We start from the raw sequence: 13,253 nt of genomic DNA, 5'->3' as shown, positions 1-13,253 counted from the left end.
GCGGCCGGCTTCACGGCCGATACGAGAATCCCGCCGGCACCCACGACGCTCCCGGAGGGGTGGTTTGTTCCCGGTGTCGGTCGCACGGACGCTCATTTGTCGTTCGACAGAGGGACTTTCGGGTGCTCGGTGTTCTGTCGATACGCGCCGCAGACCTACGTTCGGCTCGGTTCTCACCACCACACAGAACGGGTCGGAACACCATGCCAACAACCACAAGAACCAGAACTCTGATACGTGCGTGCGTCACCGTCGTGACGCTGTTTCTGATCGTCGCCCTGCCACTGACGCACGCCGATGCGGCGTCGACGAACAGCCGCAGCGGCCCGCAGTCGTCGGCTCAACCCCGGGGCGGCGAAGCGAAACAGATGAAACCCCGGACGGACCCGGGACCGTCACGCGGCAGCAACAGTTCACCGTCCTCACCGTCCTCACCGGGCACGTCGGGTCCGAGCAGTGGGGGAGGACAGCAGAGGCCCTCGGCGCCGGAGACGAAGAAGCCCGAGAGGCAACGCAAACCCATTCCGAAGCCCGACCGCGGGCCCAACAAGTTCTCGCCCCAAACCAAGGCGCCACAGACCCAGATGCGTGGTTCGTCGCAGCGGGATCGGAAGTCGAAGAGGGACAGGGACAAAGCCGCCGAACGCCGGTCCGGTCCATCGGAGAATCGGGGCCCGAACAAGTACTCGCCGGGTACTTCGGGGCGCCCGGATTCGGAGTCGGACGAACAGGATTCGCCAGGACGACCTGGTCGGGACAAGGACAAGAAGCGATCCCGGGACCGGAACAACCCGCCTGCCGTGGCGCTGAACGGCCCCGGAGGAGCGGGCGTCGACGGCGAGGACAACGACGGTGACGGGATCGTCGACAACGAGAACTGCGACGTCGTCTGTCCGGTGTATCCGGTACCAGGATTGATCGGTGGTGGCGGTCTTCCTGGCGTACGGCCGCCGGCTCCCAAGCAGACGCCGGCACCGAAGCCGTCCGAGCCCGAGCAGCCGAAAGTCGATGATCGCCGCGACCGAGGTGATGGCCGCGACTCGAAAGGACGCTACGCCAACGGGAACGACGGACGAAGCGGCAAGGACGAGGAGAAGCGAATCCTTGACAATGCCGAGAAACGCTTCGGTGCCGGGATCATTCGTGACCAGCGACAGGCCACCATCGAGGGTGGCAAGCAGTCGCGGTACTACGACGGGTTGATACCGAACGGAGACGGAACGTACTCCGGGATCGAGGTGAAGAGTGGCGGAGCGCGTAAGACGCCGGGGCAGCGCGACTTCGATGAACGTGTCAGGTCCGGAACGCCGGCAACGGTGAAGCTGCCGGACGGGACCACCGTTAAGATCACCAACGTCATAGATCTCCCGTGACCGGGAAGGGATGAAATCGTGAAACCGACGCACATCTATGAGTTCGCCGACGGAACGACTGCGACCCTGGGTCCAGAGACCCCGGAGCGATTCCTCACTCATCCGCTGACCGTTCTCGATGGTCTCGAGGAGAATCACCTGATTCTGTCGCGCCTCGTCCGACCGGAGTGGTTCGACGACCTGAGCGAACAGGAACGTGACGAATCACTGTCGGCATTCCTGCAAGCGGGAGGGAGCGCCGAGGCGATGACACTGGAGCTGCGACGTACAGAATCCGACGGGTCGTACCGCCAGTACATTCTCGGCCGCGGGGAGGGTTCTGAGTCCGGGTCGACGGTGGAGATCAAGGTCGGTGACCACACCTACCGTGTGACACCCGACGAGGTGTTCACCGCAGAAGACGCCGGCGAGGTTTTCGTGCACTACTTTCGGCACGGCGATGTCCCGGCGGGCTTGTCACTGCGGGAGCTGGTCCGGTGAGGTGATGTAGTACCTCGAATCGACACGATGAGGAGCGTATCGAGGCCTTGGGGGGTCTCGATACGCTCCTCACTTCGTTCGTCGCTACTCGACCAGCGGTGGTGAGCGACTTGGTTTGTCGCTACTCGACCAGCGGGCGGGGAACGACTTCGTTCGTCGCTACTCGACCAGCGGGACGAGCGACTCGGCCAGCGGCAGGAGGATCACTCTGCCGGCGGCGTCAGCACCGTGTCGATGAGATAGACAGTGGCGTTGGCGGTTTGGACTCCACCGCACACCACACCGGCATCGTTGACCATGAGCTCGTCACCCTCACCGGTCACCTCGACCGACTGGCCCTCGAGCAGGGTCTCGTGCTCGCCGACGACCGCGTCAGGTGCGGCCTGGCCCGAAACCACGTGGTAGGTGAGGATATCGGTCAGCATTGCAGCATCGGTCTGCAAGGTCTCGACCGTCTCCGGGGGCAGCTTGGCGAAGGCGTCGTCGGTCGGCGCGAACACGGTGTACTCGCCGTTGTTCAGCGTATCGACCAGGTTCACCTCCGGATTCAGCTCTCCGGACACCGCCTGCGTCAGCGTCGTCAGCATCGGGTTCGATGCGGCGGCGGTCGCGACCGGCGCGGTGGACATTCCCTCGACGGAACCGGGGCCGGTCGGATTGGCCTCGGCGTAGGCGGCGCAGCCCGGTCCGACGAGGCCGGACGCTGCTGTGGCCGATTCACTCTCGGTGGCCATGCTGGTCATCGGCGCACTGGTTGCCGCCGTGGTCTCATCCGCGGAGTCGTCGTCCGAACCGCAGCCGGCCACCAGTCCGACGGTCAGGACGACGCCCGATGCCGCCGTGAGAGCGCGATGAAATCGCTTGTGAGCCATGATCGATCCAATCTGTGGTTGGTCCCCCGCCGCGTGACGGGTCATGGAGTCATTCGGTGCACCCCTCCCGCCGGATGGGTCGAAATCGGGCATTTTTCCGATCGGCTGATTTCGGCTGGTCAGAGCGCATACCAATCCGATCAGAGGTGTCCCACGAATGCCGGGGTAGACAACCACAGTGGGAGGAGAGGCCATGCGGGCCGGAAACGATGTTCGCGCCGCGGTGTCCGGCATTCTCGCGGTGGCAGCCGGGGTGTCGGTGGGAGAACTTGTGGCGCTGCCCATCTCGCCCTACGCGTCGCCCTACCAGGCAGTGGCGGCGTTTCTGGTCGACTTCGCGCCCGCGTTCGCACGTGAGTGGGCGATCGACACCTTCGGTACCGCGGACAAGCCTGCGTTGATGGTCGGGGTGGGTGCGTCACTGGTGGTGCTGGCCGTCGTGGCCGGAATAGTGCAGGCACGTCGACCACCGTGGGGTGTCGCCGTGGTGGTGTTGTTCGCCGGCGTCGGTGTGATCGCCGCGGTGACCCGCCCGACGATGCAACCCTCCTACCTGGTGCCGCCTCTGGTGGCCGGGCTCGTCGCCGCCGCAGTGCTCGTCGTGTTGTGCCGAGGGGCGCGCACCACAGCATCCGACGGACAGTGGAGCAGGCGGCAGTTCCTCGTCGCGTCCGGCCTGATCGCCGCGGCGTCGGCCGGCGCGGCACTGGTCGCGAGGCAGATCTCCCGTGCCGGCGACGTGCTCGCCGAACGTCGGGGTCTGACCCTGCCGGAGCCCACCACAGTGGCAGATCCGATTCCAGCCGGTGCAGGTCTGCAGGTGGACGGTGCGACACCGTTCCTCACCGACAACGCCGACTTCTACCGGATCGACACCGCGCTGCAGGTGCCACGGCTGAGCACCCAGGACTGGCAGCTGCGTATCCACGGCATGGTCGACGACGAACTGACGCTGCGATGGGACGACCTGATGGCGATGGATTCCATCGAACAGATCATCACGCTGACCTGCGTCTCCAACGAGGTGGGCGGCGACCTCGCCGGCAACGCCCGATGGATCGGCGTCCCGATGCGGGAGATCCTCGACCGGGTGGGCGTCCGCGGCGACGCCGACATGCTGTTGTCGACGAGCGTCGACGGATGGACGTCGGGAACCCCGCTGAGTGCCGTCACCGACGGCCGGGACGCGATCCTCGCGGTCGGGATGAACGGCGAACCGTTGCCCCTCGAACACGGCTATCCGGTGCGGCAGGTCATTCCCGGCCTGTATGGATACGTCTCGGCGTGCAAGTGGGTCGTCGACTGGGAGATCACCCGCTTCGACCGCGCCCAGGCGTACTGGACCGAACGTGGTTGGGGGGTACGTGCCCCCATCAAGACCGCGTCACGCATCGACCGTCCCGCGCCGCTCTCGGTGCAACCGGCCGGCCGGGTGGTGGTCGCCGGCACCGCGTGGGCCCAGCATCGCGGGATCAGCGCCGTCGAGGTCCGGGTCGACGACGGGCCGTGGCAACCCGCCCAACTCGCGGACCAGTACTCGATCGACACCTGGCGGTTGTGGAGCTTCGACTGGGACGCCACGCCCGGCCAACACACGCTGTACTGCCGCGCCACCGACGGCGCCGGCCGGGTACAGCCGGAGCAGCGCGTCGCACCGATCCCCGACGGCGCGACCGGGTGGCACAGTCGGGTCCTGCGGGTCGACGGCTGATCAGACGCGAACGGGTGCTCTGCCGAATACCATCGACTTCTCGATGTCATCGGTGTGATGGTCGATCGCGTCCCGGTAGTAGTTGTGCCGCACCTTCCAGTAGCCGTGCGTACCGGACTTCGGTAATGCTTCCGGAGCGCGCTCCACGTACCCGGCCTTCAGGTCCCACAACGGCTGTGCCGGCATCGACACCTCACCGAGATGCGGGTAGGCGTGCGTGTAGCCGTGAGACCGCATGTAGCGCAGCAGTTTCGCGACAGCTCGCGCGGTCATGTCGGCGCGCAGTGTCCACGACGCGTTGGTGTAGCCGACCGACCAGGCCAGGTTCGGGACGTCCTCGAGCAGGTGGGACTTGAACACGAACCGGTCGTGCGGCTTCACCTCGGCATCGTCGACGCGGATGCGGATGCCGCCGAATCCCAGCAGATTCAATCCGGTTGCGGTGACGATGATGTCCGCGTCGAGGTGGCGTCCCGATTTCAGCGCGATGCCGGTGCTGTCGATCCGGTCGATGTGCTCGGTGACCATCTCCACCGAGCCGTCGGTGATCGCCTCGAACAGATCGGCATCGGGGACCATGCACATGCGCTGATCCCACGGGTCGTAGCTCGGGTTGAAGTGCACATCCACGGGGTAGTTGTCGGGCAGTTCCTTGCGTACCCCGCTTGTCAGCAGCTTGCGGCCGACATTCGGGAATCGGTGCAGGCCGTGCACCATCGCCGCTGTCTGCGCGGCGTACCGGGCGCGGATCACCTGATGAGCGGCCTTGGCGGGTAGCAGCTTTCGGACCAGTGGAGCGAATCGCTGGGTCTGCGTCATCGACACGATGTACGACGGCGAGCGCTGCAGCATGGTGACGTGGGCGGCCCGCCGCGCCAGCGACGGGATGAGGCTGACCGCTGTTGCCCCACTGCCGATGACGACCATGCGCTTACCGCTGTAGTCGAGGTCCTCGGGCCAATGCTGCGGGTGCACAACGGTTCCGGTGAAGTCGTCGATGCCGGCGAAGTGCGGGCTGTACGGCTCGTCGTAGTCGTAGTAACCGGTCGCGAAGTACACGAATCGGGTCCGGTAGGTGCGCGGTTCGTCATCGACGGTGGCGGCGATCGTCCAGACGTCGCTGCCGGAGTCCCAGTCGCACGTCGTGACGTGGTGGCCGAAGCGGATGTGGCCGGCGATGCCGTGCTTCTCCGCGGTCTCGGCGACGTAGTCGCGGATGTCGGCGCCCTGCGCGAGCGCCTCGGGCCGATGCCACGGCTCGAACGGGAAGCTGAGCGTGTAGATGTCGCTGTCGGACCGGATGCCGGGGTAGCGGAACAGGTCCCAGGTGCCGCCGACCCGTTCGCGTCGTTCCAGGATCAGGTACCGCAGCGCCGGGTTCTCCTGCGCCAGCCGGTAAGCAGCGTCGATGCCCGAGAGACCGGCCCCGAGGATGATCACGTCGTAGAGCGTGTCGGAATCAGCCTTGTTCTCACCCATCGGGTACCTCCTCGTCGAGAGCGCCGGCCTCGACGCCCACGGTAATTCGTCCGGCCGACGAATAGTGCGGAATGCGGAAGTGGACGGAACGTGAATCGTGCACTGGCGCAACGCGGACCCGACGATTCGGCGGCGACTGTCGAAAGTCGGGCCCCACCGTCGCGGACGGCCGTACACACCGGTGCCGACGGTCGTCGCGAGCCCGACTCGGTGACTGCTGTCGTGCGGCCCCGACCACTGCACGACAGCCACCCGGACTGCCACCGCCGTCGCCGAAATGCGACACCGATGTTGCATGTACGCTATGCCTGTGACGCTCGCCACGCAACCCCGTGCAGACGTCGAACGCAATCGTGCGGCGATCATCGCCGGCGCGATCTCCCTGCTGGCGTTGGCGCCGACATCGTCGATGCAGCAGATCGCCGACGCCGCCGGCGTCAACCGGGCCACCCTCTACCGGCACTTCACCAACCGGGATCAGCTGCTGACGGCCCTGCATGCGAAAGCCCTCGCGGATTCCGCGGAGGTCGCCGATCGCCTACCGACGTCGGGACCGGTCGTGCCGGCGCTGCGCACCTACCTCGACGACGCGATCACGATCGGCGAGCGGTATCGCTTCATCCTCAACTATCACCGCACCGATCCGACCCTCTTCGATCTGGAGGCACGGGCGACCGCGCCGGTGGTCAGGGCGATACGGCGTGGTCAGGAACGCGGCGAGATCGACGCCCGCCTCGACCCGCTGTTCGCGGCCGGTCAGGTCACCATGCTCGTCATCGGGGTCGCCGGTCTCGTCGAACGCGGCGCGATGACCCTCGACGACGCCCGACGTCAGGCACAGATCAGCTTCGGCAACTCGATCGCCGCTCCCGAAGAGCGCATTCGGCCGTGAAGCCTAGCGCATCGTGCAACACTTGTTGTCAGATCTGAACGCCACCAGCCCAGGGGAGTCCCCATGCGCGAGGACAAGGTCACCTACTGCCGGATCTGCGAGCCACTCTGCGGCATGATCGCGACGGTCGAGAACGACGAACTCGTGTCGCTACGGCCGGACAAGGACCACCCGTTGTCGAAGGGTTTCGCCTGCCCGAAGGGCATCGCGTTCACCGAGATCGTCAACGATCCCGACCGCGTGCTGCATCCGCTTCGCCGCACACCCGACGGAGACTTCGAGGAGGTGTCCTGGGAAACGGCCATGGCCGACATCGGCGAGCGTCTCCGGGACGTCCACAAACGGCACGGCAGCTCGGGCATCGGCTGGTATTTCGGCAACCCGGCCACCTTCTCCACCGGCCACACCCTCTGGACCGCGACTTTCACGAACCTGCTGGGCACTCCCCACGTCTATTCGGCCGGATCGCAGGACGTGAACCAGCGATTCGTCGCCAGCCACTTCCTCTACGGCAACCCGGTCGCCGCCCCCATCCCGGACATCAACCGCGTCGACCTGCTGGTCATCATGGGCGCCAATCCGGTGGTGTCACACGGCAGCGTGATGAGTTCGCCACGTATCCGGGAGGGCCTCAACGCGATCAACGCGCGCGGCGGTCGGGTGATCGTGGTGGACCCCCGGCACACCGAGACGGCCCGCGAGCACGAGTGGCTGCCCATCGTCCCCGACACCGACGCGCTGCTCCTGCTGTCGTTGCTGCACGTGATGTTCGACGACGACCTCGTCGACGAAGAAGCACTGCGTCGGCAGGCCACCGGCGTCGACACACTAAAACGGATCGTCGCGGAATATTCTCCCGAGTCGACGACGAGTCGCACCGACGTCGCCGCCGACGTCGTCCGTGAACTCGCACATGCGCTCGTGACCGCCGAACGCGCCGCGGTCTACGGGCGGATCGGCACGTCGCTGGGCCGGACCGGGACACTCACGACGGCCCTGCTGGACACCGTCAATCTGGTGGCCGGCAATCTCGACGTCGTCGGCGGGGCCATGTTCGGGGATCTGGGTATCCCCGGACAGCGTGTGGGAGTGACTGCACTGCAACGTGTCCCGACGTTCACGTGGTCGGGTCGGCGGAGTCGGATCGGGAATCTGCCGCAGGTTCTGGGGACCGCTCCCGCATCGGTGATGGCCAAGGAGATCACCACACCGGGTCGCGGTCAGCTGCGCGCGCTCTTCGTCAGCGCCGGTAACCCGGTGCTGTCGGTGCCCAACGGCGCCGAGTTGAGCGCAGCGCTCGACGAGCTGGACCTCATGGTCTCGCTGGACATCTACCGCAACGAGACCAACGCCCACGCCGACTACATTCTCCCCGCGACGACCATGTACGAGCGGGGCGACTTCCTGCTGCCGTTCCAGGCGTTGTTCACCACTCCGTTCAAACAGGCCACCGACCCGGTGATCTCGCCACGCGGCGAAGCCCGCGAGGAGTGGACGGTCATCAACGAACTCGTCGCCGCACTGTCGAAGAGCGTGCCGATGATGGGTGTGCTGCACGTCATGAACACGGTGTCGTCGCGGATCGGTCGGACCTGGAACCCGGAGCGGCTGTCCGACCTGGTGATCCGTATGGGATTGGGCGGCAATCGTTTCGGTCTGCGGCGAGGAGGTCTCACCTATCGGCGGTTGGTCCGTGACAACCCGCATGGCACCGTCGTCGCCGACAACCTCGAACCGGGCCAGTTGCGCGACACCATCGTCCACCGCGACCGCAAGATACACCTCGACGAACCGGAACTGCTCGCCGAGTTCAACCGGCTCGTGGCCGACACCGATCCTCGACTTCCGCTGCGGCTGATCGGGATGCGTGAGATCCGTTCGGAGAACAGTTGGCAACACAACGCGCCGATGCTGCTGCGGGGCGGGCGCACACATGCGGCGCGGATGCATCCCGACGATGCCACCGAACGCGGAATCGCCGAGGGAGACCTCGTGGTGGTGCGCTCCGCGCATGGGCAGATCGAACTCCCGGTCACTCTCACCGACGACATCAAGGCCGGTGTGGTCGCCGTCCCGCACGGATGGGGCCACAATGGTTCCGGCGGATGGACCCGCGCCAACTCCGCCGCCGCCACCGAGATCGGCAGCGGCGGAGCCAATGTGAACGCGTTGATCTCGTCTGATCCGGCGGACCTGGAACGGCTCGCGGGGATGGCCAACATGACCGGCGTTCCGATCGAGGTGACGCTGCTGGATGCCGCCACCGGGGCGGCGCCCAGCCGGCACACCGTGTCCGCGGTCTGACCGAACCTACTCGATACCCCACTCGGAGGGGTCCGGTCCCTCGTAGAGGGCTGCCATGGTGCTCTGACCGTCGAGGGCCTCGCGGATGATGTCGGCATGTCCGGAATGATGAGCGGTCTCGCGGAGCTTGTGCAGCAACATCTTCCGGATCGTCCACCACTCCCGTTTCGGCTGCCAGGGCGCGGTCATCTGGGGGATCAGTTCGTCGAGGCTGTCGACCTTCGCGACGTAGTCGTCGAGGGCTGCGGCGGCGCGGTCGTACTCCTCGACCCAGTAGGCGAAGGTCTCGTCGTCGGTCAGGTCGTAGGCGTGTGCTGCCGCGGCCATGTCGAACTCGGCGGTGTCATCGCGCTCGACGAGTTCCTGCAGGGTGCCCTGCTCGCCTGTGGCGAGGTGTTTCACGAGCCCACCCAATGTCAGTTCACTCACCGTGGTCCGCTGCCGTGCCTGCTCCTCGGTGACGTCGCGCAGCGTCACCTTGAACAGACCGCGCTGATCGGCGAGCAGGGTGAGCAGATCCTCCTTCTCGCCGTCGACGGTGAACGGGAGCGTGACGGGGGTGTAGGTGCCGGCCATGGTCTTTCCCTCTCGTTGTTCTTGCTGGTGAGAACAACGCTATGAGGGATTGCGGACAGGTTCGGTCCTTGTTTTCCGCCCTCGCTGAGCCCAGTCGACGGGAAGTTGCGCCCAGTCGACGGGAGCGGGTCAGTCCTGCTTGCGCAGGATGAACCGCTGGATCTTGCCGCTCGGAGTCTTGGGTAGCGAGTCGACGAAGTGCACGGTGCGCGGGTAGGCGTGGGCGGCGAAACCGGTCTTCACCAGCTGCTGCAGTTCCTTCTCGAGTTCGTCGGAGCCGTCGACACCCTCGGCGAGCACCACGAACGCCTCGAGGACCTCACCGCGCAGCTCATCGGGTCGGCCGACCACCGCGACATCCAGCACGGACGGGTGCGTGATCAGCACGCTCTCCACGTCGAACGGGCCGATGCGGTAGCCGGCCATGATGATCACGTCGTCGTCGCGGGCGGTGAAGAAGTAGCGGCCCTCGTCGTCCTTGCGGCCGGTGTCGCCGGTCAGGTACCAGGCGCCGTCGTCGGTGAACCGTGCCGCGGTCTTGTCCGGTGCATCGAGGTAGCCGGTGAACCACATCATCGGGCTGGCAGTGACGTCGATGGCGATCTGGCCGTCGACGATGCCGGTGGCGAAACCGGGCATCGGGGTGCCCATCGAGCCGGGGACCAGGGGCTGCGCGACGTCGGGGTGCCAGTGGTTGTTGATGAACATGCCGTGCTCGGTCTGCCCGTAGTGATCGCGGACCTCGGTCTGGATCGCCTCGCGGGCCCAGTCGATCACGTCCGGCGTCAGGGGCTCTCCCGCCGACGACGCCCGGCGCAGCGAGAAGCCGGTGAACGACGGTTCCTTGGACAGCGACCGGTACACCGTCGGCGCGGCAGCGAAATTCGTGACACCCAGCTCGCGCATGATCCGTGCGGTGAGGTCGGGCGAGAACCCGGCGTGCAGCAACAGGTTTCGGCGACCCAGCGCCATCGGACCGAGGATGCCGTAGTAGAGGCCGTACGCCCAGCCCGGGTCGGCCGCGTTCCAGAACACGTCGTCGGCGGCGACGTCGAGGCCGTAGTGCATGTAGCAACTGAACGACGCCAGAGCGCGCACCGGCACGGGCACCCCCTTGGGTGCTCCGGTGGTGCCGCTGGTGAACAGCAGGATCAGGGTGCCGTCACCGCCGACGGCCACCGACTCGGTGACCGGTTCGGAATCGGCGACGAGCCGATCGAACTGTTCGCCGGCCACCACGGTCGTGATGCCGTCGATCCCGGCGAGCTTGTCGGCCTGGCTCGGTTCGGTGATCACCACCCGGGCATTGCCGGCGGTCAGCCGCATCTCGATCGCCGGGGTCGCGAAAGCAGTGAACAGCGGGATGTACACCGCGCCGAGGCGGGCGATCGCGAGCAGCGACACGACCAGTTCGGACCGTTTGCCCATCAGCACGCCGACCGTGTCGCCGCGACCCACCCCCATCGCCGCCAGCGCGCCGGCGAACCGCTTCGACGCATCCGCCAGTTCGCCGTAGGTCAGATCGACCGTGACCAGGTCGTCGCCGTCGACGTCGATGGTGGTGAACGCGACCGCGGACGGGTCGTGCCGATCGACGAGCAGATGAGCGGCGTCGGCGTCCGCAGCGCCATAGGTCGTGAGCCAATCGTGCAGCGTCGCGTCGACGCCGGTCTGGGCGGTCGGGGTCGTCTGGGTCATCGTCGAACCTCACGTCGCAGGTGTTCATGGTGGCCGCGGGCCGTTCCCTGCGCCCGCGGGTAATGTGGGTCACATTCTGCGCGCCGACCGGCGTCGAGAACACCCCCCGAAGAGGGGGAGCCGCGAGAGAGGTGACATGACCGAGGCGAACCTGGTCCTCGATGCCCTGCGGCGTATCCGTCGATCCAGCGGGGTGTCCCTGGCATTCGCCGGGATGGTGGGACCCGCGGCCACCCCTCGGGCACAGGCGGTGCGGCTCGAGCATTTCGTCGGCAACACCCGTGGCGCGCTCAACGGCGTCAGCGTGGACATCGGACACGGGCTGGGTGGGAAGGTCATCAAGGTGCGTCGTCCGGTCGCGGTCGACGACTACCTGCGCACACCCAACATCACCCATCGGTACAACGCGATCATCGCCACCGAGGGGCTGCGGGCCATGGCGGCGGTGCCGGTGATCGTGGACCGTCGCCCGGTCGCCGTGCTCTACGGCGCGGTCCACACCGACAACCCCCTGGGCGGACGCACCTTCGACGTGCTTGCCGACGAAGGGCGGGCGCTGGAACAGCGGATCGTCGCCGAGCGATTCGCGGCGGACACGGGCATGGCAGCCGACGACGCGCTCCGCGATCGGATCACCGACGTCTACGGTCGGCTGCGACGACTCGAACGTTCCCTCGACGACCGGTCCGTGGCCGCGCAACTCGAGCAGATCATCGGCGGGCTGCTCGACGACATGCCGGGTGAGCAGACGTCGGTCGCGCTGACTCGCCGCGAGCAGGACGTGCTGTCGCTGGCCGCGATCGGCCACAGCAATGCACGCATCGCCGAGGATCTCGGCATCAGCGTGCAGACGGCCAAGGGCTACATGAAAGACGCGATGGCCAAACTCGGTGCCTCCACGCGGCTCGAGGCCGTCGTCATCGCGCGGCGATCAGGGTTGTTGCCGGGCTGAGGAATCAGTGGTTACGCAACGTCTCGATCAGCTCGTCCTTGTTCATGTCCGAGTATCCGCTGATGTCGAGTTCCTTTGCCCGGTCCTGTAATTCGTTGACGGTCCAGTCCTCGTACGACGGTGAGCTACCGCCCTTGGCGCCGACCTCGGACCGTGACTGATTCGCCGCGGCGTTGGCGATGCGGGCCGACTTCTCCTTTGAATTGCCTTCGTCGCGGAGCTTTTCGTAGAGCTCGTCGTCCTTGACCGACGGGCCGGGATCGCGTTCTGGCATCGGAGTACCTCCTGTTTCGTTTGACGCACCCCGGGTACCCATTGTGACTTGACCCTATGCCGACCCGCGGCGGAGACCAGCCCTAAAGTGCAACTTCCCCGTTAGGGTTTGCATAAGGACCGGCAACGACGCAGAGGAGAGTGAGATGGGCAAGAAGAAGACGATCAAGCGCCTCGAGAAAGAGGTCGACCGCCTGAAGGCCGAACTCGACAAGACCGAGACCAGTGCGAAGAAGAAGCTCAAGAAGGTCGAGAAGAACGCTGCCGCACTGCAGGACAGGGTCGTCGAGCTGATCAAGCAGCGCGACGCGAAGCGGGTACCCGACGAGAAGCCGTCGAGCGCAGCGAGCGGATCGACCTCCGCCGCAACGTCGTCGACGCGTGCATCGAGCTCATCTGCATCGTCGCCCGGACGTAAGCGCGCGCCCGCGAAGAAGGCAACACCCCAGAAGGCAACACCACAGAAGGCGACACCCCAGAAGGCGCCCGCCAACAGCATCACCGCGTCGAAGACGGTGGTGCAGCTACGGTCCGAGGCCAAGGCGAAAGGCATCAAGGGGTACTCGACGATGAACAAGGCACAGCTGGTCCATGCCCTGAGCTGATCAGCCGTGTGGCCCGCCGTCCGCAGGCGAGCCGGTCG

The 13,253-nt window shown here is 66.3% G+C and carries 12 protein-coding genes; 7 read left to right on the top strand and 5 right to left on the bottom strand.

Annotation, left to right across the window (positions count from 1 at the left end; translation table 11 throughout):
- Nucleotides 1–800 precede the first annotated feature (800 nt).
- Both VZC37_RS15285 and VZC37_RS15280 read left to right on the top strand, forming a co-directional pair.
- Entirely contained in the window at nt 801–1,373 is a 573-nt protein-coding gene (locus VZC37_RS15285) for a hypothetical protein (protein ID WP_330433420.1), read from the top strand.
- Between the two features lie 18 nt (nt 1,374–1,391).
- Nucleotides 1,392–1,853 (top strand): hypothetical protein, encoded by a 462-nt coding sequence (locus tag VZC37_RS15280; RefSeq protein ID WP_330433419.1) that lies wholly within the window; start codon nt 1,392–1,394, stop codon nt 1,851–1,853.
- A gap of 203 nt (nt 1,854–2,056) precedes the next feature.
- Here VZC37_RS15280 and VZC37_RS15275 read toward each other — a convergent pair whose 3' ends face one another.
- Nucleotides 2,057–2,725, bottom strand: coding sequence for a fasciclin domain-containing protein (locus tag VZC37_RS15275; protein ID WP_330433418.1), 669 nt, complete (start codon nt 2,723–2,725; stop codon nt 2,057–2,059).
- A gap of 193 nt (nt 2,726–2,918) precedes the next feature.
- Between VZC37_RS15275 and VZC37_RS15270 the strand changes: the two genes are divergently transcribed.
- Nucleotides 2,919–4,436 (top strand): molybdopterin-dependent oxidoreductase, encoded by a 1,518-nt coding sequence (locus VZC37_RS15270; protein ID WP_330433417.1) that lies wholly within the window; start codon nt 2,919–2,921, stop codon nt 4,434–4,436.
- Here the strand turns inward: VZC37_RS15270 and VZC37_RS15265 are convergent, their stop codons facing one another.
- Complete coding sequence (locus VZC37_RS15265; protein WP_330433416.1) at nt 4,437–5,915, bottom strand: flavin-containing monooxygenase; 1,479 nt, start codon at nt 5,913–5,915, stop codon at nt 4,437–4,439.
- Nucleotides 5,916–6,219: 304 nt separating this feature from the next.
- Between VZC37_RS15265 and VZC37_RS15260 the strand changes: the two genes are divergently transcribed.
- Both VZC37_RS15260 and VZC37_RS15255 read left to right on the top strand, forming a co-directional pair.
- Nucleotides 6,220–6,807, top strand: coding sequence for a TetR/AcrR family transcriptional regulator (locus VZC37_RS15260; protein ID WP_330433415.1), 588 nt, complete (start codon nt 6,220–6,222; stop codon nt 6,805–6,807).
- Between the two features lie 63 nt (nt 6,808–6,870).
- Nucleotides 6,871–9,111 (top strand): molybdopterin-containing oxidoreductase family protein, encoded by a 2,241-nt coding sequence (locus VZC37_RS15255; RefSeq protein WP_330433414.1) that lies wholly within the window; start codon nt 6,871–6,873, stop codon nt 9,109–9,111.
- Nucleotides 9,112–9,117: 6 nt separating this feature from the next.
- On the opposite strand, the gene VZC37_RS15250 is transcribed toward VZC37_RS15255, so the two are convergent.
- Together VZC37_RS15250 and VZC37_RS15245 are read right to left on the bottom strand one after the other, a co-directional pair.
- Nucleotides 9,118–9,687, bottom strand: coding sequence for a DinB family protein (locus VZC37_RS15250; RefSeq protein WP_330433413.1), 570 nt, complete (start codon nt 9,685–9,687; stop codon nt 9,118–9,120).
- Nucleotides 9,688–9,816: 129 nt separating this feature from the next.
- Nucleotides 9,817–11,385 (bottom strand): AMP-binding protein, encoded by a 1,569-nt coding sequence (locus VZC37_RS15245; RefSeq protein ID WP_330433412.1) that lies wholly within the window; start codon nt 11,383–11,385, stop codon nt 9,817–9,819.
- 136 nt (nt 11,386–11,521) lie between these two features.
- On the opposite strand from VZC37_RS15245, the gene VZC37_RS15240 reads away from it, so the two are divergent.
- Nucleotides 11,522–12,337, top strand: coding sequence for a helix-turn-helix transcriptional regulator (locus VZC37_RS15240; RefSeq protein WP_330433411.1), 816 nt, complete (start codon nt 11,522–11,524; stop codon nt 12,335–12,337).
- 4 nt (nt 12,338–12,341) lie between these two features.
- Here the strand turns inward: VZC37_RS15240 and VZC37_RS15235 are convergent, their stop codons facing one another.
- On the bottom strand, nt 12,342–12,611 hold the full coding sequence (locus VZC37_RS15235) for a DUF7218 family protein (protein ID WP_330433410.1): 270 nt from the start codon (nt 12,609–12,611) through the stop codon (nt 12,342–12,344).
- Nucleotides 12,612–12,756: 145 nt separating this feature from the next.
- On the opposite strand from VZC37_RS15235, the gene VZC37_RS15230 reads away from it, so the two are divergent.
- Nucleotides 12,757–13,215, top strand: coding sequence for a Rho termination factor N-terminal domain-containing protein (locus tag VZC37_RS15230; RefSeq protein ID WP_330433409.1), 459 nt, complete (start codon nt 12,757–12,759; stop codon nt 13,213–13,215).
- The last annotated feature ends 38 nt before the right edge of the window (nt 13,216–13,253 follow it).

This window comes from Gordonia sesuvii (assembly GCF_036350415.1).
GTDB lineage: Bacteria > Actinomycetota > Actinomycetes > Mycobacteriales > Mycobacteriaceae > Gordonia > Gordonia sesuvii.
The sequence above is the reverse complement of the archived record's forward strand: the minus strand, read 5'-3'. Positions and strand labels throughout refer to the sequence as shown.